Source organism: Vagococcus salmoninarum (assembly GCF_003987495.1).
Taxonomy (GTDB): Bacteria; Bacillota; Bacilli; order Lactobacillales; family Vagococcaceae; genus Vagococcus_D; species Vagococcus_D salmoninarum.
Genome location: NZ_NGJU01000019.1, coordinates 1 through 26,517, shown reverse-complemented (window position 1 = coordinate 26,517; position 26,517 = coordinate 1). Strand labels below are relative to the sequence as shown.

Genomic DNA, 26,517 nt, shown 5'->3' with positions numbered 1-26,517 from the left:
GGAGCTAAAATAAAAGAATGAGGTGTTCATATGTCATCAGTTGTTGTAGTAGGTACCCAATGGGGAGACGAAGGAAAAGGTAAGATTACAGATTTTTTAAGTGAAAATGCAGAAGTCATTGCCCGTTACCAAGGTGGAGATAACGCAGGCCATACGATTAAATTTGATGGCGTTACGTATAAATTACAATTAATTCCATCAGGGATCTTTTACAAAGATAAAATCAGTGTGATTGGTAATGGTGTCGTTGTTAATCCGAAGTCAATTGTTAGAGAAATTAAATACTTACATGACAAAGGAGTAACGACTGATAACTTAAGAATTTCTGACAGAACGCACGTTATTTTACCTTACCATATTTTATTAGATACTTTACAAGAAGAGTCTAAAGGCGAAAATAAAATTGGTACAACAAATAAAGGCATTGGTCCAGCGTATATGGACAAGGCAGCTCGAATTGGTATTCGCATGGCGGATCTATTAGATAAAGAGATTTTTGAAGAACGATTACGTATTAACTTAGAAGAAAAAAACCGCGTGTTCACTAAAATGTATGATGCAGAAGCGTTGAATTTTGATGACATTTTTGAAGAATACTACGAATATGGGCAACAAATTAAAAAATATGTCACAGATACTTCAGTTATTTTGAATGATGCTTTAGATGCTGGCAAACGTGTCCTCTTTGAAGGGGCTCAGGGGGTCATGTTAGACATCGATCAAGGGACTTACCCATATGTCACATCATCTAACCCCGTAGCCGGAGGCGTGACCATAGGCAGTGGGGTGGGACCTTCTAAAATTGATAAAGTTGTTGGAGTTTGTAAAGCTTATACATCTCGTGTCGGTGATGGCCCATTCCCAACTGAATTATTTGACGAAACTGGCGACCGTATTCGTGAAATCGGCCGTGAATTTGGGACAGTCACAGGAAGACCACGTCGGGTTGGTTGGTTTGATACTGTTGTAATGCGCCATTCTAAACGAGTTTCTGGGATTACGAACTTATCATTAAACTCAATTGATGTCTTAAGTGGCTTGAAAACCGTGAAAATTTGTACAGCCTATGAATTAGATGGTGAAAAAATCTATCACTACCCAGCTAGCTTAAAAGAATTAGCTCGTTGTAAACCAATTTTTGAAGAATTACCAGGTTGGGAAGAAGATATCACTAGTTGTAAAACATTAGCAGAACTACCAGAAAATGCACGTAACTACGTACACCGAGTGTCAGAGCTTGTAGGAGTTCGCGTGTCGACCTTTTCAGTTGGTCCTGACCGTAACCAAACAAACGTTTTAGAAAGTGTTTGGGCACAAATTTAATCAAGTAAAAAGACTTACTAAAACTTTCTTTAGTAAGTCTTTTTTATATGAGTGAGTTCACATATGTTAAAGAAAATCAGGAATTATGTTATACTTACATAACTTTTAAAAAGGAGGAAATAGGTTTGGCTGGAAAAAGTTTTGATTTAATGACAGATTCATGTTGTGATTTGCCATATCAATATTTAAAAGATAATCATGTCCAATTTGTTAGTATGATTATCAATTTAGATGGCAAAGAGTATGTCGATGACTTAGGCGAAGACTTCGACTATCAATGGTTTATGTCAGAATTACAGGCAGGAAAAATGCCGACAACGTCACAAATTAATACCGGTACGTATTTAGAAATTTTTAGCAATTATATCGATAGTCAACAACCATTATTATATTTATGTTTTTCATCAGGTTTAAGTGGTTCGTACAACAATGCTGTCATGGCATTGGAAATGTTAAAAGAAGAACATAACAATCTTCCAATCACAATCATTGATTCTAAAGCAGCATCACTGGGCCTAGGCTTATTAGTTATGGAGTTAATCAAGTTACGAGACGCAGGTCAATCACTGACAGAGGCTGTTACTTGGTTAAATGAGTATGGGCCTCGTCTCCATTCATGGGTGACAGTTAATGACTTAAATCACTTAGAACGAGGTGGCCGGATTTCAAAAGCTTCAGCCACAGTTGGTAGTTTAATCAAGATTAAACCAATTATTGTCGTTGATCCAAGTGGTCATTTAATTAATGTCGGCAAAGTTCGTGGTCGCCACAAGTCTTTAGATAAATTAGTCCAAGAAACACTGAAAACAATAGGGGAACAAGTTGATCAAACCGTGGTCATTGCTTATGCCGGTGATTTAGAGGCTGGTGAAGAAGTTAAAAGTCTGTTAACGGATCAACCAGGCGTCAAAGAGATTGTCTTATTACCAATGGGTCCAACGATCGCTAGTCATACTGGTTATGGTGCCATGGCCGTCTTTTCATTTGGAACAATCAGATAAATAAAAAGTAGCACCCTTTGATGATTTAACATCAAGGAGTGCTACTTTTTTTGATTCACTTATTTTGGTAAGCTTAAATCGCGGTAACGGACAATAACGTAACCTTTTAAATCTTCAATTTTTTCTTTATCTAAAGGGTTAAAGGTTGATAATTGAAGAACAGCTGAATTTTCATGTAAAGCAGTTGCGACACCGCAAAATGGAAATTGTAATAATTCAGATGAACCTTCGTATAAATTATCAATAATAATATCTTCTTTATTCATATGTATCAGTCCTTTACAGTTATTTAATGAAAGTTACCTCCGTTGGTACAGGTGTTCCCTTCAACGGAGGTAAATTAAGAGTCATTATTTAGTTTTAAAAAGTTCTTTCATTTTATCTTGAACTTCTTTGTTGTCTAAGAACTCATCGTAAGTTGTTTCCGCACGGTCAACGACACCTTTATCAGAAATTGCAATGATGCGGTTAGCAATTGTTTGAATAAACTGGTGGTCATGTGAAGCGAACAACAGAGAGCCTTTAAAGCCGATTAGACCATCATTAAGTGCTGTGATTGACTCTAAGTCTAAGTGATTTGTTGGGTCGTCTAAAACTAAAACGTTAGCTTTTGAGAGCATCATTTTAGATAACATACAACGAACTTTTTCACCACCAGATAAGACATTGACAGGTTTCATAACGTCTTCACCTGAGAACAACATCCGACCTAGGAAACTACGTAAGAACGTATTGTCGTCTTCTTCTTTGCCTGCGTATTGACGTAACCAGTCAACGATTGGTTGTTGATTTCCTTCAAACTCGGCAGAGTTATCTTTTGGTAAGTAAGCTTGTGACGTTGTTACGCCCCATTTGACTTCACCGGAATCAGCTTCCATTTCACCCATAATAATTTTGAATAAAACCGTTGTTACGATATCATTGTTACCAATGAAAGCAACTTTGTCGTCTTTATTTAAAGTGAATGAAATATTATCTAAGACTTTTTTACCATCAATGGTTTTTGAAATATTTTCAACTTGTAATAAATCATTACCGATTTCACGTTCTGGGCTAAAGCCTACGAAAGGATAGCGACGTGAAGAAGGTTGAATGTCGTCAATAGTGATTTTTTCTAACATTTTTTTACGAGACGTTGCTTGTTTAGATTTTGAAGCATTCGCACTGAAACGAGCGATAAAGTCTTGTAATTCTTTGACTTTTTCTTCTTTTTTCGTGTTTTGATCCGCTTGTAATTTTGAAGCTAATTGACTAGACTCTAACCAGAAATCGTAGTTTCCAACGAATAACGTGATTTTACCAAAGTCTAAATCAGCCATGTGAGTACAAACTTTATTTAAGAAGTGACGGTCATGGGAAACAACAATAACAGTGTTATCAAAGTTAATTAAAAACTCTTCTAACCAAGCAATTGACTTCGTGTCTAAACCATTGGTTGGCTCATCTAAAAGTAAGACATCAGGCTTACCGAAAAGAGCTTGGGCTAATAATACTTTAACTTTTTCACCAGCTGATAGTTCAGCCATTTTTAAGTCGTGTAACTCATCAGGAATGTTTAATCCTTGGAGTAATTGCGCAGCTTCTGGTTCAGCTTCCCAACCATTCAATTCAGCAAATTCCCCTTCTAATTCAGCGGCTTTTAAGCCGTCAGCATCAGAGAAATCTTCTTTCATGTAAATGGCGTCTTTTTCTTGCATGACTTCATAGAGACGTTTGTGACCCATCATGACAGTTGCTAGAGCAGTAATATCATCATAGTCAAAGTGGTTTTGTTTAAGGGTTGCCATCCGTTCGTCTGGACCTAAAGTCACAGAACCGGTTGAGGCTTCAATTGATCCTTCTAAAACTTTTAAGAAAGTTGATTTACCAGCGCCATTAGCACCGATTAAGCCATAACAGTTGCCGGGGATGAATTTGATGTTAACGTCTTCGAATAATTTACGATCTGGTAGTTGCAAACTAACATTTGATACAGTAATCATAGTGTTCCTCAATTCCTCTTATTTAATTTTCTATACATAGATAGACCTTCTAGCATTATAACTAGGATTGCTGGGAATTACAACCATGAAGTCTGCCTATATATAGTAGGAAGTTGTTTTTATAGTTAATTCGGTAAATTATCAGAAAGTTTTAAGTAACTTCTGAAAGCGTGATATAATGGTTTCAATAAATATTTTTCGAAAGTAGGAATCTCATGAAATTTTCAGACTATTCATATGTTAGACCAGATTACGCAACAACTAAAAAAGAATTTGCCGAAAAAATAAGTGAGTTTGAGGCTGGTACAGCTGAGACTGTCAATGAACGAGGGGAAGCTTTATTTCAATTACACAGTGATCTAACTTCGATGCAAGAATTAGCCATGATTCGCCACACGATCGATACTCGGGATCCGTTTTATAAAGAGGAAGATGAGTATTGGAATGAATTTGGGCCCTTATACGAAGAATTAATTACCGAATATTACCAAGTGATTTTATCATCGCCTCATATTGAACAATTAAAAACTGTCTTTCCGACGACGTTTTTCATGCTAGCGGAAAACAAGTTAGCAACGTTCTCTAGTGAAGTCATTGAACTATTACAAACTGAAAATAAATTAGTCTCAGAATACGACCAATTAATCGCTAGTGCCCAAGTCGCCTTTGATGGCAAAGAGTTAACGTTAGCCCAATTAGGCCCTTACCGTCAAAGCACTGAACGAGAAGTTCGTAAAGGAGCCAGTAGCGTCAGCAGTGCGTTCTTTGCTGAAAATGCTGGAAGGATTGATCACGTCTTTGACCAATTAGTCAAAGTTAGAACGAAGATTGCCCAAACATTAGGTTTCAAAGACTATGTTGAAATGGCCTATCGTTTCATGAACCGGTTTGATTATAACCGTGAAATGGTGGAAGTGTATCGGGAAGAAATTCTGAAACATGTAGTACCAATTACTCAAAAATTATACCAACGTCAAAGTCAGCGTTTAGGCTTAAAGACCCTTAAAAATTATGATTTACCTTTAGAATATTTAAGCGGCAATGCCATACCAAAAGGGACGCCTGAGGAAATTGTCGAAAAAGGCTTAGCTATGTACCAAGAACTATCACCAGAAACCGGCAAATTTATGACAGATATGGTAGAGTCAGAGTTATTAGACTTACTTAGCAAACCAGGTAAACAAAGTGGTGGCTACTGTGACTATTTGCCGAAAGAGCAAGCCCCGTTTATTTTCGCCAACTTTAATGGGACGTCAGCGGATATTGATGTCTTAACTCATGAAGCCGGCCATGCCTTCCAAGTTTATCAATCACGTTGGATTAAGCAACCAGATTGTGTCTTTCCAACTTACGAGAGCTGTGAGATCCATTCTATGAGTATGGAGTTCTTTACGTGGCCGTGGATGCATTTATTCTTTGAGGAACAAGCAAGTAAGTATCATTTTTCACATCTGTCAGGAGCTGTGCAATTTTTACCTTATGGCGTCCTAGTCGATCATTTCCAACATGTGGTTTATGAACGACCAGACATGACCCCAGCGGAACGAAATAATGTTTGGCGAGAATTAGAAGGGATGTATTGTCCGGAACGAGATTACAGTGAAGATGACTTCTTAGCTCAAAGAACTTACTGGTACCGCCAAGGCCATATCTTTTCATCGCCGTTTTACTATATTGATTATACGTTAGCCCAAGTCTGCGCCTTCCAATTTTGGCAAAGAGACCATTTAGAAAAAGATCCCCAAGCATGGTCAGATTATTTAGCGATTTGTCAGGTTGGCGGCACGAAGAGTTTCTTAGAGATCGTTGCGTTAGCTAAGTTACAATCACCTTTTGAAAAAGGGGCACTGACTTCAGTGATGGCGTCGATTGATACTTATTTATCAGGGATTGATGATTCACAATTCAACTAAATTACTTAAATTAAAGGAGCTTGTCACTAATGTCTATTAAACTAGTCGCCATTGATATCGATGGCACATTACTTAATTCAAATAAAGAATTAACCGCAAAAACGAAGGCCACAATCGCAGAAGCGAAAGCCCAAGGGATTAAGATCGTTCTAGCAACTGGTCGCCCTTATCCAGGTGTTGTCGAATCACTTAAAGCTTTAAACTTAGAAGAAGCTGGGGACTACGTAATTACTTATAACGGTTCCTTAGTTCAAGCGAGCGATACGAAAGCAATCATTGCTTCCCACGGCTTAACTTATGAGAACTTTATTGAAATCGAAGCGATGGCTCGCCAAGTCGGAGTGCCAATTCATACTATTGATCAAGAAAATATTTATACGGCCAATCATCTAATTAGTCCTTATACGATTCATGAAGTTGGACTGACAGGCATGCCTTTGTATTATCGTTCAATCGATCAAATGACACCAGACATGGAAATTATTAAAATGATGATGATTGACGAACCAGTCCTTTTAGATGAAGCGATTACGAAAATTCCTGACTGGTTTAAAGAAAAGTATACAACAGCTAAAAGTGCTGAATTCTATTATGAAATTCTAAACATTGAAGCTAATAAAGGCAAAGCCTTACTAGAGCTAGCCGATCATTTAGGGATTAAACAAGAAGAAACGATGGCAATTGGTGACAATGAAAACGACTTGCCAATGGTTGTGACTGCCGGAATTGGTGTGGCCATGGGCAACGCCGTGCCAGCTTTAAAAGCTGTGGCTGATGTGATTGGTCTGTCCAATGATGAAGATGGGGTAGCAGGGATTATTGAAGAATATGTTTTAAAATAACAGGAAATATAAATAACAAAAAAAGACTAACTTTCCAAAAAGTAACATGGAAAGCAGTCTTTTTTTCGATTAATAAGTCCGTTTTAACAATAAACTAGTCACGTCATAAATGACTTTTTTAGTCTCCTGTTCATTATCAGGCAACTTAGTAATTTCTTTTAACGCTTTAGCTGTGTATGAGGCAGCTAGTTTGCGAGCTTCTTCAATCCCACCATTTTCTTGAACCAGTTGATAAATTTCGGCAGTATCAGCTGTTGTCATCCCTTCTCTCTTGTTTAGCAGAGGCAACAAGGCTTGGGGATTGTTTTTTAAGGCGTAGAGTAAGGGTAAGCTGTAAACCCCTTGCTTGACGTCTTCTAGGACTGGTTTGCCAATACTGGCAGTTGCTTCAGAGTAATCTAAAATATCATCGATAATTTGAAAAGTAATGCCAATATAGTTACCGATTTTCTTACATTTATTAGCAAATAATTGCGAACAACCACTTTCATAAGCACCGACAAAACAGCTTAAGGCAAACAATTCCGCAGTTTTTCCAGAAATATTATCTAAGTAAGCATTGATGCTCATAGTTGTATCGTAACGGTTGTCCATTTGCCCTAATTCCCCAGCTAAGACTTTTTCCATACTGTTAGCATTGAGTTGAATACTCTTCAGAGAAGAAGCGTGGTTAGCTAAGAGTTTAAAACAACTAACGAACAAATAGTCGCCAGCATAGACAGCCACATCTTTCCCGAATTGACTTTGAACGGTAGGATGATTTCGTCTGAGGTCTGCTTCGTCAATAATATCATCGTGAATTAAAGTCGCTGTATGTAAGGTTTCCATGGCAGCAGCTAAAGCAATCATTTTTTCCCGATCAGTTTCTTTGCCGAACTGTGAAAAAAGGAGTAAATAAGCTGGACGTAATAACTTTCCGCCAGAATAAATCATCGTTAAGATCGCTTGTTCAACGGCTTTGTTTGATAATTTGATAGAGCCTTCCATCATTTTTAATGTAGCGGCTAACTCTTTTGCCAAATCAGGGTAATCTTGCCATAATTTGTGAATTTTCATGGTAAACTCCTTAGGTTGATAACTGTTGATTTGTGTTAATTAAGATGAGGCTTGGTAGTCTTTTTGAAAACGATTCAAGGTACTTACGTGCTCTAGTAAGTAATTAGCAGCAATCCCCACGGCAATACCAGCTAAGATGCCGATAAAAGATAAGACTGGTAAGTAGAGCATGACGTTCCAAGAACCAGAAATCCAACTAGCAGTCACTAATTGACCGACGTTATGTAAAAAACCACCAGCAGCACTAATCCCGATGACACTAACTCGTTTAGGACCTAGGCCTTTGATTAACAGCATGCCAGCATAGCTCAGAAAAGCGCCAGAAGCACTGTATAACAAAGTTGAAACCGTCCCACCGAGGAAAGTTGTTAATAATAATCGTAAACAAACAAGAAAGAAGCTTTCTCTCTTAGACATAGTGAAGATGGCAATAATTGTAATTAAATTAGCTAAGCCTAATTTCGCTCCAGGAGCAAAGGCGAAGGGGAAAGGAATCATTCGTTCTAATAAACCGATGACAACTCCCTGGGCCACTAAGAGTGAAATATAAATATATGTTTTATTTTTATTCATTTCAGCCTCCCTGTTGATTAGCTAAGTATAGCGTAATTAAAAATAAAGTTCTAGGGCAGCCCCTAGAACTTTATTAGTAAGGGTAGCTTATTTGCTTTGCCCATATCTTGATTTCGTATCACCGTACCACCATTTACCTAAAGTTCTGTGGATCCATGGCACCGCCCATTTGTCTAAACCAACAGCACGGCCAGAGCCGTTCATTAGTGCAAAGGCAACGGGGATGAACCAGATGTTAACCCAGTAGAACATACCTGATAGACAGAATGCAGCGACTAAAGCGATAGTTGAGGCACTTGCTAACCATGTGAATAGTCCAGCAATTAAAGCTAGAGCAATTAAAATTTCAAAAATTGTCATGAATTTTTGGAAGAATAGGGCTACTTCTGGTGTAGGCATCATAAATTCCATTACTGAAGCAAACCATTTTGGCATGTGGTCAAAGACCATCATTGGTTCTTCACCATAACCATAACTTAAACCGAAGTGAGCAACGGTTTCAACGACTTCAGCAGAGCCATCAACAGCTTCTGAAGCACCGGTTGTCGCAGCGTCTTGTAACCATGGGAAAGGGAAAACAATTGTATCACTAAACCAAGAGCCTTCACCAAACCAAGTTGATGGTTTTAAGTAATCGCCAGTTCCGACCACTTTTTTCATTGATTCAACTAACCAAACTAAACCGTAGAAGACACGTAATGGTACTGACCATAAAATATTGCCGTAACGAGATGAGTGACCACGAGCAACGTTACGTTCGTCCTTAATATGGAAGAACTCGTGCATCATGTATTGGAAAGCGTAGTAACCTGAGCGAATGTCCAGGAAGTATTTTAAGTTAATCATATGTTTCATTAAAATGGCCATGAAACCACTTAGATGAATTTTTTCAAAGAGACAAGCCACACCGTATTTAGAGCCGATTGAAACCATAAATCCTTGGTAGTTCCCTTTGTATTTATGCATTTCAGTTTTGTTGACTTCAGCCACGATGTTTTTCGCAGCACAGTGACCAGTACCTTCAGCCGCTTGCACGATTTGTGGTGTTGGTGTGTTTTCGAATTCTTCGTAATAAACTAAGTCTCCGACAACGTAAACCCCTTTGTCTTCATAACCTTTCGCTTGCATGTATTCGTTAGCAACTAGGCGGTTAGCACGAGCCGCTTCCATTTCAAAAGCTTTCGCATCGCTGTTGGCTTGAACACCAGCAGTCCAGATTAAGGTATGAGTTGGAATTGTATCACCATTTTTTAAAGTGATTGCATCAGCGCCAACTTCAACAATCGCTGAATTTTTCAGAATTTGAATTCCTTGTTTAACCATAAAGCGTTCAGCTTTACCAGCGTCATTACGGTCCAACATGTTTAAGATCGTTGGTGCAGCTTCAACGACTAATAATGAAATTTCTTCAGCAGTGATTTTGTTGTCTTTTGCTAAACGAGCTTTCCAGTCAATTAATTCGCCGACCATTTCAATACCAGTGAACCCTGAACCACAGACAACGAAAGTTAACATTGCTTTGCGAATTTCAGCATCTGGTTCTAAGGCAGCTTTTTTAACAGTTAATTGAATATGCTCACGTAATTTAATCGCATCTTCCATTGACCATAAAGTAAAGCCATTTTCTTTAACACCAGGAGTACCAAAGTCATTGGGCTCGCCACCCATTCCTAGCATAACGTAATCAAATGGGTATTCGCCATTTTCAGTAATCACCACTTTGTTTTCTTTATCAATGTTTGTAACATTATCAGTAACTAAAGTGACGTTTTTTCTGCGACAGAATAAACGTTGTAAATCATATTGGATGGCAGTTTCTTCAACACGCCCACCAGCAACTTCGTGTAATTCGGTCATCATTGTTTGATATGAATGACGATCAATTAAGGTAATTTCAACATCTGTGTTCTTTTTAAGTTTCTTTGAAATATATTTAGTCCCACAAACGCCAGCATACCCAGCTCCTACGACGACAATTCTTGTTTTAGCCATAGTTCTTAATCTCTCCTTTATACAGTAGTAATAATGAATAATTGCTTTGAAAATAATTACACAATCTATCTAATTATATAACCAAATGGGATAGATGTCTAACTATATTTAAGATTATCATAAAAAGCTTAGTATTTGAATAACAAATAGGAAGAAATGTGTGAAAAATGAACGAAAACGCAAAAACTTATTGCATTAAACCTGAGAATGCGATAAGATAATTATGTAAAACATTTCACAATCAACTTAATTTTGAGGGTGAAGTAAATAAAGAAAAGGTGGAATAAAAATGAAATCACAAAAATTTTTAACAGGTTTTGCGGTATTAGCCTTATCAACATTAGTATTAGCAGCTTGTGCACCAGATAAAAAAGCTGAAGACACACCAAAAGAATCATCAACAGAACAAACAACAGAGAAATCTTCTGCTACTGAAGAAGAAGCTCCTGCAGAAAAAGTTGCCGGCGCAGATTTACAAGACGGTACATATGAATTAGAAGAAAAAAATGAAAACAACGACTACCGTGCGGTGTTCTCAATTACCGTTAAAGATGGTAAAATTGCTGAATCTAAATACGACAACATCAATAAAGACGGCAAGTCTAAAGCTGATGACAAAGAGTATCAAGAAATGATGAAAGAAAAAGCCGGTGTAGGTCCAGCTGACTTTATCCCTGCTTTAAATGAAGCGCTAGTTGCTGCTCAAACTGCTGATGGCGTTGAAGTTGTTACAGGTGCTACTCATTCAACAGATTCATTCAAAAACTACGCACAACAATTAATTCAAGCAGCACAAGCTGGTAAAACAGATAAAATCGAAATCGATAATGGCGCAGAATTAAAAGATGGTGAGTATACATTAGAAGAGAAAAACTATTCTAATGGTTACCGTACAACATTCACAATCGTAGTTAAAGACAAAAAAGTCACTGAATCTAAATATGACAACGTGAACGAAGACGGCAAATCTAAAACTGAAGACAAAGAATATGATGACATGATGAAAGACAAATCAGGTACTGGCCCATCAGAATTTATCCCTGCTTTAAACAAAGCATTAGTTGAGGCTGAAGGCCAACCAGCTGAAGTTGAAGTCGTTACCGGTGCAACTCATTCAACTCATGCCTTCCAAATGTATGCTGAACAATTAATCAATGCTGCTGAAAAAGGCGACACTGCTAAAATTGAAGTCGACAACATTGTTATGAAATAATTAAAAACACTCTGAAACTGACAAAGACTATTATTTAGTCTTTGTCAAAGAGGACTGATAAGTTAATATTATAAGAAGATGTTTCTGGTGTTTTTCAGAAACGTCTTCTTTTTACTTTGTTTAATTTTTATCAAGCTGTTAGTCGGAAATCTTTTGATGTGCATTTTTTGAAATGCTTTAAACTCGTCTGATATTATTTTTAATGTCTTTATATGTGTATTTTTAACGTCAATTATTCTGTATAAATAGATATAAATGATACCTTATTTATAGGGAAGCGTTTTTTTATAACGTTAAAAGCATTTCTTCTAGTGTGGGACTTAAATCATAACAGAGGGGCGACCTGATTTTATTTTAATCAATTAAAAAGGGGGCACGGACTAATGTCTCGGCCTCTTGGGATGTTTTCATTTTCCATTTTTTTATGTTACTATTTGTTCAAACTAACTGATAATGAAAGGAGATAGGATGAAAAAAACATTATTTTTTTATACTATCTTTATTATTGTGATAACTGCTATCTACGCAAATTATCTTGTGAAAGATGAGTATGGTATTAATTTAAAGGATTATATTATCTATTCATTGCCTTATACAAATACTGAAAGTGAATGGATTAAAGAAAGGCCTACAATTCTGTATGCCGCGGATCAAAGTTCTCCGCCATTACGTTATGTGGATCAAAATGATCAACAATATAAAGGGGTTGTCATTGACTACCTCAGTTCGTTATCGATTCAGTTAAGTAAAGAAATTCGCTTTGTCCCGTATCGGTGGGAAGAGGCGATTGAAAAATTAAAAAAAAATGAAACCGATTTAGCCGATATGTTTATTAGTGAAAGTCGAGAAAATGAATTAGTATTTTCAATTCCGATTTATAAATTAAGAGGATCCATTGCCCACTCCCAAAATATTGTAAAGATATCGAATAAAAAAGATTTAATTGGTCTAAGAATAGCAATACCTCGCGGGGATTACGCGTTAGATTATTTAAAAGATATTGAAAGTAGAATTGAGATTGTCTCTAGTGAAGATATATTAGATGCCTTAACTAAAGTATCTTCTGGAGAGGCTGATGTTGCAATTGGGGATGAGCCAGTCATTAATTATTATTTGAAAGAAAAAGGCAACCTACCGAATTTAGTTCAAAGTAGTTGGGTAATGTATGAGAATAATGTTGTCTTAGGAACAGCAAAAAAAAATAAACAATTGCTTAAGGTTGTAAACAAAGCTATTTTAAAATTACAAAAGAAACAAGAAGTAGATAAAATTCGGACGAAATGGATGGGCATGGCTTCACCAATGAAATTGAAAACAGGTTTAAACAGTACTAGTTTCAAATTTTTTATTTTAGCTGAGCTGATTGCGTTGATTGCACTAATTTTTATTATTGGTTACCGTTTGTTAGCCAAAGAAGTTGAAAGTAAAACAAAGAAATTAAGTGAAACGAACGAAGATTTGGAGCATATCTTTGAAAGTATTCCAGAAATGAAAGTAATTATTAATCAGAACTATCAGATTATTAAAATTAATGATTTTTTTGCCGAATTTATTGAGTTAGAAAAGAAAGAGTTACTCGGAAAATTAATTTGTGAAGTAGATTCCTTAAATTTTTTTCATCAAATTAAAGGAATGTTTGAATATGTTTTAGAGACAGGTAATAAGCAAGAGTCTGAAATCAGATTTGACGATCAAATATTTATCGTATCTTGCTTCCCGATGCACCAAAATTGGCCGCAAGAAAAAAAACTCATTATTTCAATGAAAGACATTACTTTTCAAAAGTTTAATGAACAGCAACTATTACAGATTAACAAAATGGCGGCTGTTGGAGAATTAGCTGGAGGGATTGCTCATGAAGTTAAAAATCCATTAGGTCTAATTAGGTCGTATACTTATTTACTAAAAGACGATAGTATTATCCCACAAGAAAACCAATTAGCTTATGACTATTTAAGTGGTATTGAGAAATCAACTGAACGAGCTAAAGAAATTATTGATAATCTATTAAATTTCTCTAAGCTTACTAATGACGATGAGCGCGAATTTAATCTCTCAGAATTAATCAAAGAGTTATTAAAACTGGAAGAAAAACGACTAGTTAACCAGAAAATCAATTGTGAAATTATCAATAAAGGCGACTTTATGATTTTGTCAAAAAAAGAAAGTATGAAACATATCTTGATTAACTTAATTTCCAACGCTATTGATGCAATGCCTAGGGGTGGAGACTTAACAATTAATTGTAGAAGGCACGAAGAAGTAATTGAGTTAAGTATCATCGATACGGGGATTGGGATACCGCCTGATATTTTATCATCTGTTTTCAATCCTTTCTTCACAACCAAATTAAGTGAAAATGGAACGGGACTAGGGTTGTATATCGTTTATGAGCAGGTTCAACGTCTCGGAGGATATATCACGGTAAATTCATTTGTAGATAAAGGAACAACATTTATTATCAAGTTTTAAAGGAGAGAACGATGATCAATAAAAAACTATCAGTCCTAATTGTTGATGATGAAGAAGAATACCAAACAGTTTTGAGTTTGATATTAAAGCGGGAAGGGTATCAAACAATATGTGCTAGTTCGGTCGAACAAGCAATCGATAAGCTAAGTCAAAGGCAAGTTGATGTAATTGTTTCTGATTTGATAATGGGTGAAAAAAGCGGATTGGATTTATTGAAAATGGTTCATCGCCATTATCCAGCCATTGAATTTATTTTAATTACCGGATATGGGTCTTATGCTACAGCAGTCGAAGCGATTAAAGAAGGCGCCTTTAGCTACTTTGCTAAAGGTTCTGATCCAGATGAGTTGATTAGAGAACTAGAGAAACTAAGTGACTTGAAGGCGATAAAAAAAGATCAATCGTTATTAACCGAGGGGCCATTATTGCGCTCGAATAATCGAACTATTCAAGAAATATTTAAGACTTTAGATAAAATATCACAAACTGACATTACTGTTTTACTTTCTGGTGAATCGGGTGTCGGTAAAGAAATATTTGCTAGGTATATCCATGATCACAGCCAGCGTTCCAATAAACGGTACGTTTCCGTAAACTGTTCATCATTGTCTAAAAATTTGTTAGAATCTGAATTATTCGGTTATGAAAAAGGGGCATTTACTGGGGCAGACGATACTTATATTGGCCGTTTTGAGTATGCTGATAATGGCACTCTTTTTTTAGATGAAATTGGAGAAATTGACTTAGAAACGCAAGTGAAATTATTGAGAGTACTTGAAACACAAGTAATAGAACGAGTAGGTAGTAAAATCCCAATTAAATTAAATAATCGCCTAGTTTCTGCAACAAATAAAGATTTATCAAATGAAATTAAAAATAAACATTTTCGAGAAGATTTGTACTATAGATTGAATGCTATTTCAATTGAGATACCGCCATTAAGGCGCAGACGGGAAGACATCTCGATGTTTGTTGACCACTTTGTTAACCATTTTAAACACAAGTATAATAAGCAAATTACTGGTGCGGATAATCAGGTCACATTATTTTTTAATACGTATGATTTCCCAGGAAATATTCGTGAATTACGGAATGTTGTCGAGCGTTTAGTTGTGCTAAGTGAGAGCGATAAATTATCAGAAAAGGACTTACCTTCCTTTGATTTTAGTTTACAAGAAACTAATTCAGAATTGAGCGTTTCAACAACTGAATATACGTTAAAGACCTTAAGGCAAGAAGTTGAAAAAAAGTATATAATCAAGCTTTTAGAGACGTATAATGGCGATTTAACCAAAGTGTCTACTCATTTAGGAATAACTAGGCGGCACTTATTGAATTTAGTCAAAGACTTAGCAATTAAATATTAAGACCAGGAAATATATTTCTCAATTAGGAAATATATTTCTTTTTTGTTGTAGATTTTTTTGACAAAGGGCATTGTATCGCTATTTAAAAGTTGGCATTAATCTTGCTTAATAGAAAGGTAACATAGAAAGGAGTATGTAGAGATGACTATGCAAATTGAAATCGGAAGTTATGTCCAAATTCACTGGATTGAACTTCAACCAGAGGAAAGAACTGGAAAAATACCACAAGATACTAAAGAGGTGCCATTAGAATGCTGGCTTAAGGGCTTTTTGACAGAGGTCGGTCAAGTCGGCGAGACAGTAACAATTGAAACAGTGACCAACCGATTAGTTAAGGGAACTTTAGTCGAAGTTAATCCGACATATAATTATGGGTTTGGTCATACATATTTACCAGAGCTGTTAGAAGTAGGACTAAGTTTACGAAAAATTATGAGAGGAAACGACTAAGATGAAAAAAAATGATTATCGGTCAGTTATGGATAGAGACAATGAAATTATGAAAGATGCACTAGCAATGGATTATTCAAAGTATGAATCTGGTAATATCGCATTTGATTATGAAGGGTTGATGGCGGATGTTAACTTATCAATTGAAGAAATCAAAGAAATTCAACTTGGGACTGGTGTAGGGAATACCCCGTTGTTAGAGTTGAAAAATATTACAGCACTTGCGCGTAAAACGGCACCAGCTGGCAAAGGTGCTCGAATTTTTGTTAAGGATGAACAATGTAATCCTTCTGGCAGTTTTAAAGATCGTCGTGCATCGATTTCAGCATATATGGCAAAAAAAATGGGTTACAAAGGCATTATGGCTGCTACAAGTGGTAATTACGGAGCAGCAGTTGCTTCACAAGCGGCTATGTTGAATTTACCTTGTATTATTGTTCAAGAGTGCTTTGACTCAAAAAAAATTGGGCAGCCAGAAATTTTAGAAAAACAACGAAAATGTGAATCTTACGGGGCAGAAGTTTTACAATTAACAGTTGGCCCTGAATTGTTTTATGTCTATTTAAAAATTTTAGAAGAAACAAATTATTTTAACGCCTCTCTTTATTCCAATTACGGTATTGCTGGAGTTGAAACATTGGGGACCGAAATTATTGAAGAAATGAGAGCAAAAGAAGGCAAAGAACCAGATGTTATCATTGCAACTAATGCCGGTGGTGGTAATCTGACAGGGACAGCTCGTGGTGCACTGTCAGTCGGAGCATCAACTAAAATTTTTGGGGCGAGCGTTGATTTATCAGGTTTGTCTATGGCATCTGATAGTAGTTTTAATAAGAAATCATTTACAACAGGGCACACAGGCTTTGGTATGCCTTATGCAACGGACCCTGATCATTCAGATGTTCCTAGAAGTGCTGCACGGCCGTTACGCTATATGGATGATTATTTATTAGTTAAGCAAGGAGAGGTCTTTTATATAACAGAAGCACTTGCTCAATTAGAAGGCTTAGAACGAGGGCCAGCAGGTAATACATCTTTGACTGCTGCGTTCGCTTTAGCACAAACAATGGATGAGGATCAAATTATTGTGGTTCAAGAAACGGAATACACTGGTGCCGGAAAATCGCCGCAACCACAACTAAGCTTTGCTATTGAGAATGGTATTTCCGTAAAATTTGGTAATCCAAACGACGAAATCCCGGGAGAAACAATTATTTTACCTGAACATCCTAGTAATATTGAAGTTAGACATGCTGATCTTGACCGAATGAGAAAAAGCTATATTCGTAAGGCTGTTGAACATGTAGGAGCAACCTATGCTACGCAAGAAGATATTAGCTACCTAGCTTTAGAAACTCGCTCAAAAGAAGAATACGTTAGCAATTATTTAGCGGAACTTAAGATCAAAATTAATTGAAGGAGGGAGGTGTAATGGAAAAAAGTCACGTACAAGATAGAAAAGGTTCTTTAAAAAAGACTATTGGGGTTGTGGAAGCGACTTTGCTAGTTGTGGGTATCGTTATTGGGAGTGGCGTATTTTATAAGCCAACGGCTGTGTTAGCAGCAATTCAAGCACCAGGATTTGCTTTATTAATTTGGGTAATCGGGGGGGCTTTGACTCTGGCTGGTTCATTAACATTAGCTGAAATTGGCTCAGCCATACCTAAAACAGGTGGCCTTTATGTTTATATTAAGGAGCTGTTTGGCGATCGGATGGCGTTTCTGTTTGGGTGGGTGCAAATCCTTGTTTATTATCCGGGTCTCTCGGCAGCTCTGGCTGTAATTTTGGCAACACAAACAACAACGTTTATTCCATTAACAAGTATGCAACAGAAATTTTTAGCAGCTGGTTATATGATATTGATTATGGCAATCAATATTGCTTCTACAAAATTTGCCACAAAATTTAATACGGTTTTTACAATTGGTAAGCTCATGCCAATCATATTTATTGCTATCTTTGGTATGCTAATGGGAGATCAACATTCATTTACTCCTTTTATGCCATCAGCTGATGTTAACATTGGCACCGGATTTAGTGCGGCTTTATTAGGTGTCTTATTCGGATACGAAGGCTGGATTGCAGTATCAAACTTATCTGGGGAATTAAAAAATCCTAAAAAAGACTATCCGAAAGCAATATTTTTCGGAATTATGATTATTACAGTTGCATATTTAGGTGTTAATATTGGTGTTCTTAATGCAATGTCAGTTGAAGAAATTATTCAGTCTGATAAAGTCGTGTCTGATGCTGCAGTCATTTTGTTTGGTAATATTGGGTCGAAAATAATTTCAGTGGGAATTTTAGTTTCAATTGTGGGCTCACTATCAGGATTTTTAATGAGTTCGGGTCGACTTCCTTATGCTATGGCTCAAGAAAAAATGATTCCTCTTCCTAAGTTTTTCGGTAAGGTTGCAGATAAAGGCGATACACCGATAAATTCGTTAATATTTATTACTGTTTTATCCATTTTCTATATTTTTTCCGGATCATACAACACTCTAACCGATTTATCAGTGTTCGTAACGTGGATGTTCTTAATCATCGGTATGTCAGGAATTTTTGTTTTAAGGACCAAACGTAAAGAACTAAGTGAACAAAGTGATTACAAAGTACCGTTCTATCCAGTTGTACCAATTATAGGAATTGTTGGGGCAACATATGTTGTAGGGAGTACTTTAATAAGTGGCGCTAAAATGGCAATATTTGGTGTAATCATCATGTTTTTAGGTTTACCTATTTATGAATATTTGAAGCGAAAGCAATGGACTTAAAAAATTAGGTGAACTCATATTAGACTTATAAAGTATATCATTTTCAAGGGATATGAACGCTGATGTATCAGTGGTTTGTATCCTTTATTTATTATTTCATGATGGTCTTCACTCCTTAGCGCCTTTGTATTATTACATAAAACGTTGTAAAATAAGAGAAGACTTAAGAAAGTGAGCTTGTGAAATGAAAAATAAGAGCAAGGTAATCCTAGGAATTAGTTTAATTATCGCTATTAGTTTAGCAGGTTGTAGTAAGAAAGAACCTGAAGCAATTATAAATAAAGAAGCATACAGTGAGCAGCAATTTTTAATGGGAACTTATGTTAAAATGCAGATTTTTGACGACGGTAAAGAAGATGTCTTAGATAAAGGCTTTGCACGAGTCAAAGAACTAGCAAATAAAATTACGACGAATGAAGAAGACACAACTGCTGGAGCGGAAGTTGAAGAAATCAATCAACAAGCTGGTATCAAACCAGTGAAAGTTTCTGATGATGTGTATCCTTTAATTAAGAAAGCTTATGATTACAGTGTGGCAGAAGAGGAAGGCTTTGATTTGGCGATTGGACCGATTACGAAGTTGTGGCATATTGGCTTTGATGATGCTCGTAAACCAGCCCAAACAGAAATTGATCAAGCCTTAAAGTTAGTCAAACATGAAAATGTTATCTTAGACGATGCAGCTCAAACAGTCTTTTTGAAAGAGAAAGGCATGTCTTTAGATTTAGGCGCGATTGCGAAAGGTTACATTACCGATGAAGTCGTCAAAGTATTTAAAGCAAACAACGTGACGACAGCGATTGTTGATTTAGGTGGCAATGTTTATGTTTTAGGACACAGTCCCCGTAAAGCGAGTAGCGACTGGACTGTAGGGATCCAAGACCCGAACCAAGCCCGTAATACGATTGTTGGTTCAGTGCCAGCGAGTAATCAATCCTTAGTAACATCAGGGATTTATGAGCGGAACTTAGAAGTTGATGGGGAAGTTTTCCATCATTTATTTAATCCAAAGACTGGTTATCCTTTTGATAATGAAATTGCTGGTGTCACGATTATTTCTAAAGAGTCGATCGATGGTGATGGCTTATCGACAGCAATTTTTGCTAAAGGTGTCAAAGAAGGTATGGACTATATTAATACCTTGAAAGATGTTGATGCCATTTTTGTTACTTTAGATGATCAAATTTATTTAAGTAGTGGTGTTGAGAAAGTCTTTAAGTTAAATGAAGAGTCTCACTATAAGATTGGTGACATAACAAAATTAAAATAATAGGTGATAAAAATGACAGGAAAAATGACAATTAGTGTCTTTTTAAAATTAGTAGAAATCCAAACTAAATTAGCCAGCCTCTTTCCCTTCTTAATCGGTGTCTTGTTTTCAATGGTCTATTTTAAGGCCTTTAACTTAGGAAACACCTTGATCTTTTTTGTCGGGATGTTACTGTTTGATATGACAACGACAGCGATTAATAATTTTATGGATTATAAAAAAGCTAAAAATGACACATATAAGTATGAAACAAATATCGTTGGTCAAGCGGGCTTAGCAGAGGCTCAAGTCTCACAATTGATTTTCACCATGTTAGGCCTATCAGCTGTGATTGGTGGTTTATTAGTCTATAAGACTGGTTGGTTAATGTTAATTATGGGCGGTCTGTGCTGCTTTATTGGTGTCTTTTATACTTTTGGGCCAGTGCCTTTATCGCGGATGCCTTTAGGTGAAATCTTCAGTGGCGTGACTATGGGGTTAGGAATCTTTATGATGACAATCTACGTCAATGCCTACGACTTAAAGTTTCTATTTTTAGATATTCAAAATTGGCAGTTCATGATCTATGGCGATTTGAAATTATTGCTAGCAATTGGCTGGGCCTCTTTACCAATGGTCTTTACGATTGCGAATATTATGTTAGCCAATAATTTATGTGATTTAGAAGAAGACATTGCCAATCATCGTTACACATTACCTTTTTATATTGGTAAAGCAAACGGCGTAAAACTATTTAATAGTTTAATGTATGGGTGTTACGCAGTTAGTTTGATAGGAGTCTTGTTCAATGTCTATCATTGGAGTATGTTAATTGTCTTTGGGACGCTGCCTTTAGTTCATAAAAATTTAAGTGTTTTTAATCAAGAACAAGTTAAAAGTCGCACATTTGCAATATCTTTAAAAAACTTAGTGATTTTTAACACAGCACAAATCATCGGCTTACTTTTAAGTTTACTATTAACAAAATAAAAGAGAGACTAACGCGCAGCACCTTGCGAGTTAGTCTCTCTTTGTTTTAGTAACTTGTTAGACTGATTTCCCCAGAAGATAAGGTCATCTTCTTGCCATCAGGGAGGGTTACGACTAATTCACCGGTTGTCGTAATATCAGTTGCTAAGCCTTGATAAGCTTGGCGATTATAAGTGAAGGTGACTTCTTTACCTAAGACAAAGGAACGTTGACGGTAGTCATCAATGTAAGGATTATCTGCACCATCAAGGAGTTGGTAAAAATGCCGGAGAAAACTAGCAATCAATTGGTTACGACTTAAGTCGGTCAGGCCAGTTGGAAAAACGGAAGTTGCCCGTTCTTGGAGCTCCCTAGGGAAGTCTGCTTGAGGAATCGCAAAGTTAACTCCAACGCCGATAATTACCGAACTAATGGTTTGGGTCTCAAAGTCAGTAATTGCTTCAGATAAAATACCAGCTACCTTTTTGCCGTTCATATAAAGGTCATTGACCCATTTAATTTCGACAGTGGTTCCTTGAAACTCTTCGATGGCTCGAGCCATTGCCACAGCCGTAATTAATGTATATTGGGCAATTTCGGCAAAAGGCTGATTTGTGTGTAAGAGTAAACTTAAATAGATGCCTTGATTGTTATCAGCGACAAAATAGGGGCGACCAAACCGGCCCCGGGTGGCTGTTTGTTTATTAGTTAACAAAAGTGTATTAGTTGCTTGACCGTCAATCGCCATTTTTTTTAACGTTTGATTCGTTGAGGCTAGTTCTTCTTCAATTAAAATTGTCAGTGGTGGTGTTTCCCCAGCCAGCATCAAGTCAATTTCTTCACGAGAGAGAACGTCAGAAGGTAAATAATCATAGCCCCGATTGGTGGTGCTACGGATATTATGACCTTCTTTTTTTAATTCATTGATCCCTTTCCAAATGGCTGTCCGGGATAAATTTAAAGTTGTCGCCATTTTTTCGCCAGAGATGGGCTCTCCTTGGTTAGCTAGTAGTATTTGTAAGACTTTACTTTTAGTAGACATCGGAAACCTCCTTTTTCTTTAATTGTAAACAAGGATAAAAGATTGTCAACTTCTTTCTTTGAAAAAATTGTGAAGTGAATATCAAGCAGCTTTTTGCAAAAAAAGCTGATTAAAATAACTTGACTAGTGCTCTCAATCCAACTAAAATATAACCAAGAGTTTACCGAGTTACTCATTTTTATTAGCAAATGTTTTGATACTTGAGCTACTAGTAAGTTTTAGATGTTTTAATTATTAATGTAAAGGCTTACTTTTGAAGTGTGCAACCCCTCGTTCGCTGGATTGTTAAAAATAGGAGGAAACGATTAAATGAAATACGCATTAAAACTGATGGTAGTTGTTCTAGCCGGGCTGATTTTTGCAGGTTGTCAGCAAACGGTCAATTCAAGTGATGACGAAGCAGTTGAGATTGGTTATGCGATTAATAATTTAAATGACACTTTTCAGACATATATACTAGAAGCTGCTAGGGCTGAAGTTGAAAGCAATGACTACACCTTACGAGTTGAAAATGCGAAAGAAGATTTAATTACCCAACAAGACCAAGTTAATACTTTAATTCAAAATGGCGTTAAAGGGTTAATCGTTGTCCCTGTGGATACGAGTGCTATGGCGCCGATCACCGAAGCTGCCCAAACGGCTAATATTCCCTTAGTCTATGTCAATCGTAACCCTTTTGCTGGTCAAGAAGAAGAGATGCCTGAAGGGGTTTATTACGTTGGCTCCGAAGAGATCACGGCGGGAATCATGCAGATGGAATTTGTAGGCGAGCAACTAGCTGGTGAAGGTAAGATTGCGGTTTTAATGGGAATCCTTGGTAATGAAGGGGCGGTTAAGCGAACAGAAGGAGTTGAAGAAACGTTAGCTAAAGATTTTCCAGAGATGGAAGTCTTAAATAAAGAGTCAGCAGAGTGGCAACGAGATCAAGCTTTAGGAATTGCTGAGAATTGGCTATCAACTTACGGCGATGAGTTAAAAGGCATCATTGCTAATAATGATGAGATGGCTTTAGGAGCTGTGCAAGCAGCTAAGAATAGTAACCGTAGTGATTTGATTATTATGGGGATTGATGCGATTCCTGATGCTATTGAAGCGATTGAAGCTGGCGAGTTAGCTGGGACTATTTTTCAAGATGCTGTTGGTCAAGGAGGTGGCTCAGCGGAAATTCTCGGACGCCTGCTGAATGATGAGAACACCGATGAACCAGTAACTTATGTACCGTTCAAACTAGTGACTAGTGATAATGTGGCAGAATTTAAGTAAGATAAGGTCTAGTTTAAGGGAAAAGGAATAGATGAATGAGGGAAGAAACGACTTTATTAAAAGTTCAAGGACTGTCAAAAGCCTTTCCAGGGGTGCAAGCCTTAGATCAGGTGAATTTAACAGTTAAAGAAGGCGAGGTTCATGCCTTAGTCGGTGAAAATGGCGCAGGTAAATCAACCTTAATGAAGTGTTTGATTGGCATGGAAAAACCGACGACAGGTAAGATTTGGTTTGCTGGCAAGGAGTTAGCCAACTATCAGATTGCTGATGCGTTGAAACTAGGGATCGCCATGATTCATCAAGAGTTAAGTCCAGTCAGGGAGAAAAGCGTCATGGAAAATATTTGGCTCGGACGAGAACCTAAAAACAAACTCGGTTTAATCGATCACCAGCAGATGGCCCAGATGACGACAGAGCTTTTACAACGAATTGATTTAACCATTGACCCCCGGAAGTTAATGAAAAACTTAACGTTAGCCAACATGCAAATGATTGAAATTGCGAAGGCTCTGTCTTATGATACGAAGTTGATTATTATGGATGAACCAACCTCCTCCTTAACATCAAAAGAAATTAGCCAATTATTTAAACTGATTGCTCAGTTGAAGGCTGATAAACGGAGTGTGATTTATATCTCTCACAAACTTGGTGAGATTCGAACGATTTGCGACCAGTTAACCGTGCTCCGTGATGGGAAGTTTATCGCCCAAAAGCCAGTCTCAGAAACAACGGAGAGGGAACTAATTCAATTGATGGTTGGTCGGGAAATTAAGCAGTTATTTCCGAAAGTCGCTGCTGAAATTGGCGAAGTTAAGTTAGCTGTCAAAGATTTTTCTAATGGTCGTGATTTTCATGACATCTCCTTTGACTTAAGAGCCGGTGAGATTCTTGGTTTTGCTGGCTTAGTCGGTTCAGGTCGTTCTGAAGTCATGGAAGCTCTTTTTGGTGTTCGTAAGCTAACTAGTGGTCAAGTTGAGCTGAATGGTCGGGAAGTTAAAATTAAAAGTAGTGCGGAAGCAGTTGCTAAAGGCTTGGCTTTTTTAACAGAAGACCGACGCAAGACTGGGATTTTTCCAATGTTACCAGTGAGTTATAACATTGTCGCTAGCGCCATCGGAGATTTCAGCAACAGTCTTGGTTTAATTAGTAATCATGTTCTCAAAACCCAAGCAGCAGCCTATGTTAAGCAACTAAAGATTAAAACCCCTTCGACGGCGGTGGCGATTCGCAATCTTAGTGGCGGCAATCAACAAAAGGTTTTAATTGCTAAATGGCTGTTGACGACCCCGGAAATTTTAATTTTAGATGAACCAACTCGGGGGATTGATGTTGGAGCTAAGTCGGAAATTCATCGCCATATTTCAAAGATGGCTGAAGGGGGTAAAAGTATTATAATGGTCTCTTCAGAGTTACCTGAAATCCTCGGCATGAGTGATCGGGTGGTGATGATGAGGGAAGGCCGGATTACGGCGATTTTAGACAATGTTGATTTAAGCCAAGAAACAATTATGGCTTATGCTAGTGGCACGTTAACAGATTCACCTATGGCAACTACGGAAAAGAGAGATGTGCGTAATGAAAAAATACTTAATTAATAATCCCCTGCCAAAAAGTTTTTTGAAAAATTATTTGATAGTTGTCGTCTTAATTGGCATGTTTAGTTTACTAAGTCTCTTGAACCGTAACTTTTTAACTTTAAATAACATTTTAAACTTACTCACTCAAACGTCAATTTACGGTATTTTAGCCTTAGGTTTATTTATCGTCTTAGTCTCAAAAGGGATTGATTTATCTGTCGGCTCAACGCTAGCTTTTTCGGGAATTATGATTGGAACAGTTAGTCAAACGAGTCAGGCAATTGATAAAGTTTTTCCTAGTGTTGGTCAGGCCCCTCTAATTGTAACTATTTTGTTAGCATTAATTATTGGTGGGCTAATCGGCCTAATTAATGGTAGTTTAATTGCTTATTTTCAAGTGCCACCTTTTATCGCTACTTTAGGCTCGCAAATTGCTGTCCGGGGTGGGGCGTTGATGGTTGCTCAAGGGAAACCAGTGAGTAACATTAATCCCCAAATCAATTTTCTAGGTAGTCGGATTTTCGGTGTGTTGCCAGTGCCAGTCTTGATTTATGTAGGTGTCATTATTGTGATGTGGGTCTTGATGAATAACACGTCCTTTGGGAAAAGTGTTTACGCCATTGGTGGTAATATTGAAGCTGCGGAAATTTCTGGAATTAAAGTGAAGCGGAACTTAGTCTTAGTTTATGTGATTTCAGGGGTTTTAGCTGGTTTGTCTTCTTTAATTTATATTGGCCGAACAGGTGGCTCGATTCAACCTGCTGCTGGGACGATGTACGAAACAACGGCAATTGCTGCAGCCACAATTGGTGGGACTAGTCACGGTGGCGGAATTGGCACCGTTTGGGGTGTTGTGATTGGTGCTTTGATTTTAGGGACTTTAACGAATGGTTTCACACTCTTAGGGATTGATGCTTATATTCAACAAATCATTCAAGGATTGATTATTATTAGTGCCGTAGTCTTAGACATGCGTAAAAATAAAAAAATGTAAAAAATCAGTCTTTAGACAGATGATTTAAGTCTCACTTATTTCGTATACTAAAGGAGTAGAAGAGATGAGGAGTGAGTTAAATGGATAAAATTCAATATGTTTGTGATAAGTGTGGTAACCAAAGTTTTACATCCGATCAATTTCAAGCAACTGGTGGGAACTTTGCGAAAATTTTTGATGTTCAAAATAAAAAATTTATTACCGTGAGTTGTACCCGTTGTGGTTTTACCGAGTTGTATAAAGGTGAAACAACAGGTGGTTGGGACATTTTAGACTTTTTAATGGGAAGTTAAGTTTTTCGAAAAAATTTTAATAAAAAAAACCAAACAGAATTTTGGCTCTACGTCAAATTGTGTGGATGGCTAAAATTTAGTCGAATAAATAGTTACTTAGGCAGCTTCATCAGAAATGGTGAAGTTGCTTTTTTGTGTCACTTTAAAACTGATTAGAATGCGGTGTTTAAA

The 26,517-nt window shown here is 37.0% G+C and carries 22 protein-coding genes; 16 read left to right on the top strand and 6 right to left on the bottom strand.

Annotated features, from left to right (window positions below):
* The first annotated feature begins 30 nt into the window (after positions 1-30).
* Both CBF35_RS11715 and CBF35_RS11710 read left to right on the top strand, forming a co-directional pair.
* A complete protein-coding gene (locus tag CBF35_RS11715) occupies positions 31-1,323 on the top strand; it encodes an adenylosuccinate synthase (protein WP_126781398.1) in 1,293 nt (430 codons plus the stop codon).
* A 149-nt stretch (positions 1,324-1,472) separates the two neighbouring features.
* On the top strand, positions 1,473-2,324 hold the full coding sequence (locus CBF35_RS11710) for a DegV family protein (protein ID WP_244922598.1): 852 nt from the start codon (positions 1,473-1,475) through the stop codon (positions 2,322-2,324).
* A gap of 59 nt (positions 2,325-2,383) precedes the next feature.
* Here the strand turns inward: CBF35_RS11710 and CBF35_RS11705 are convergent, their stop codons facing one another.
* Positions 2,384-2,590: a hypothetical protein gene (locus tag CBF35_RS11705; RefSeq protein ID WP_126781394.1), complete on the bottom strand. Its 207-nt coding sequence runs from the start codon at positions 2,588-2,590 to the stop codon at positions 2,384-2,386.
* An 84-nt stretch (positions 2,591-2,674) separates the two neighbouring features.
* On the bottom strand, positions 2,675-4,306 hold the full coding sequence (locus tag CBF35_RS11700) for an ABC-F family ATP-binding cassette domain-containing protein (RefSeq protein WP_126781392.1): 1,632 nt from the start codon (positions 4,304-4,306) through the stop codon (positions 2,675-2,677).
* Between the two features lie 215 nt (positions 4,307-4,521).
* Between CBF35_RS11700 and CBF35_RS11695 the strand changes: the two genes are divergently transcribed.
* Together CBF35_RS11695 and yidA are read left to right on the top strand one after the other, a co-directional pair.
* The gene (locus CBF35_RS11695) at positions 4,522-6,219 is read left to right on the top strand and encodes a M3 family oligoendopeptidase (protein WP_126781390.1); all 1,698 of its coding nucleotides are present in this window, start codon (positions 4,522-4,524) and stop codon (positions 6,217-6,219) included.
* 29 nt (positions 6,220-6,248) lie between these two features.
* A complete protein-coding gene (gene yidA, locus CBF35_RS11690; RefSeq protein ID WP_126781388.1) occupies positions 6,249-7,061 on the top strand; it encodes a sugar-phosphatase in 813 nt (270 codons plus the stop codon).
* A 69-nt stretch (positions 7,062-7,130) separates the two neighbouring features.
* Here the strand turns inward: yidA and CBF35_RS11685 are convergent, their stop codons facing one another.
* The 3 genes from CBF35_RS11685 to CBF35_RS11675 form a co-directional block, all read right to left on the bottom strand.
* Positions 7,131-8,117: a polyprenyl synthetase family protein gene (locus CBF35_RS11685; RefSeq protein ID WP_126781386.1), complete on the bottom strand. Its 987-nt coding sequence runs from the start codon at positions 8,115-8,117 to the stop codon at positions 7,131-7,133.
* 39 nt (positions 8,118-8,156) lie between these two features.
* Positions 8,157-8,690 carry a Gx transporter family protein gene (locus tag CBF35_RS11680; RefSeq protein WP_126781384.1) on the bottom strand — a complete coding sequence of 178 codons (534 nt, stop codon included), beginning with the start codon at positions 8,688-8,690 and terminating at the stop codon, positions 8,157-8,159.
* Between the two features lie 87 nt (positions 8,691-8,777).
* Complete coding sequence (locus tag CBF35_RS11675; RefSeq protein WP_126781382.1) at positions 8,778-10,682, bottom strand: NAD(P)/FAD-dependent oxidoreductase; 1,905 nt, start codon at positions 10,680-10,682, stop codon at positions 8,778-8,780.
* 289 nt (positions 10,683-10,971) lie between these two features.
* On the opposite strand from CBF35_RS11675, the gene pplA reads away from it, so the two are divergent.
* The 8 genes from pplA to menA all read left to right on the top strand — a co-directional run bounded on the left by pplA (position 10,972) and on the right by menA (position 21,198).
* Entirely contained in the window at positions 10,972-11,895 is a 924-nt protein-coding gene (pplA, locus tag CBF35_RS11670; RefSeq protein ID WP_126781380.1) for an extracellular electron transfer flavoprotein PplA, read from the top strand.
* 468 nt (positions 11,896-12,363) lie between these two features.
* Positions 12,364-14,367, top strand: coding sequence for an ATP-binding protein (locus CBF35_RS11665; protein ID WP_170174793.1), 2,004 nt, complete (start codon positions 12,364-12,366; stop codon positions 14,365-14,367).
* A gap of 11 nt (positions 14,368-14,378) precedes the next feature.
* Positions 14,379-15,734: a sigma-54-dependent transcriptional regulator gene (locus tag CBF35_RS11660; protein WP_126781376.1), complete on the top strand. Its 1,356-nt coding sequence runs from the start codon at positions 14,379-14,381 to the stop codon at positions 15,732-15,734.
* Positions 15,735-15,875: 141 nt separating this feature from the next.
* Entirely contained in the window at positions 15,876-16,184 is a 309-nt protein-coding gene (ortA, locus tag CBF35_RS11655; RefSeq protein WP_244922597.1) for a 2-amino-4-oxopentanoate thiolase subunit OrtA, read from the top strand.
* A 1-nt stretch (position 16,185) separates the two neighbouring features.
* On the top strand, positions 16,186-17,601 hold the full coding sequence (gene ortB, locus CBF35_RS11650) for a 2-amino-4-oxopentanoate thiolase subunit OrtB (protein ID WP_211345313.1): 1,416 nt from the start codon (positions 16,186-16,188) through the stop codon (positions 17,599-17,601).
* A 14-nt stretch (positions 17,602-17,615) separates the two neighbouring features.
* The gene (locus tag CBF35_RS11645) at positions 17,616-18,959 is read left to right on the top strand and encodes an APC family permease (RefSeq protein WP_126781374.1); all 1,344 of its coding nucleotides are present in this window, start codon (positions 17,616-17,618) and stop codon (positions 18,957-18,959) included.
* Positions 18,960-19,143: 184 nt separating this feature from the next.
* Positions 19,144-20,229 carry an FAD:protein FMN transferase gene (locus CBF35_RS11640; protein WP_126781372.1) on the top strand — a complete coding sequence of 362 codons (1,086 nt, stop codon included), beginning with the start codon at positions 19,144-19,146 and terminating at the stop codon, positions 20,227-20,229.
* 24 nt (positions 20,230-20,253) lie between these two features.
* Positions 20,254-21,198 carry a 1,4-dihydroxy-2-naphthoate polyprenyltransferase gene (gene menA / locus CBF35_RS11635; RefSeq protein WP_126781477.1) on the top strand — a complete coding sequence of 315 codons (945 nt, stop codon included), beginning with the start codon at positions 20,254-20,256 and terminating at the stop codon, positions 21,196-21,198.
* 46 nt (positions 21,199-21,244) lie between these two features.
* Here the strand turns inward: menA and CBF35_RS11630 are convergent, their stop codons facing one another.
* The gene (locus CBF35_RS11630) at positions 21,245-22,219 is read right to left on the bottom strand and encodes a biotin--[acetyl-CoA-carboxylase] ligase (RefSeq protein ID WP_126781370.1); all 975 of its coding nucleotides are present in this window, start codon (positions 22,217-22,219) and stop codon (positions 21,245-21,247) included.
* A gap of 309 nt (positions 22,220-22,528) precedes the next feature.
* Between CBF35_RS11630 and CBF35_RS11625 the strand changes: the two genes are divergently transcribed.
* From CBF35_RS11625 to CBF35_RS11610, 4 genes are all read left to right on the top strand, one after another.
* Positions 22,529-23,482 carry a substrate-binding domain-containing protein gene (locus CBF35_RS11625; RefSeq protein ID WP_126781368.1) on the top strand — a complete coding sequence of 318 codons (954 nt, stop codon included), beginning with the start codon at positions 22,529-22,531 and terminating at the stop codon, positions 23,480-23,482.
* Positions 23,483-23,517: 35 nt separating this feature from the next.
* Positions 23,518-25,077, top strand: coding sequence for a sugar ABC transporter ATP-binding protein (locus CBF35_RS11620; protein ID WP_126781366.1), 1,560 nt, complete (start codon positions 23,518-23,520; stop codon positions 25,075-25,077).
* Entirely contained in the window at positions 25,058-26,053 is a 996-nt protein-coding gene (locus CBF35_RS11615; RefSeq protein WP_244922596.1) for an ABC transporter permease, read from the top strand. Before CBF35_RS11620 ends, CBF35_RS11615 begins: the two co-directional genes overlap by 20 nt.
* An 80-nt stretch (positions 26,054-26,133) precedes the next feature.
* A complete protein-coding gene (locus tag CBF35_RS11610; RefSeq protein ID WP_126781362.1) occupies positions 26,134-26,346 on the top strand; it encodes a zinc ribbon domain-containing protein in 213 nt (70 codons plus the stop codon).
* The last annotated feature ends 171 nt before the right edge of the window (positions 26,347-26,517 follow it).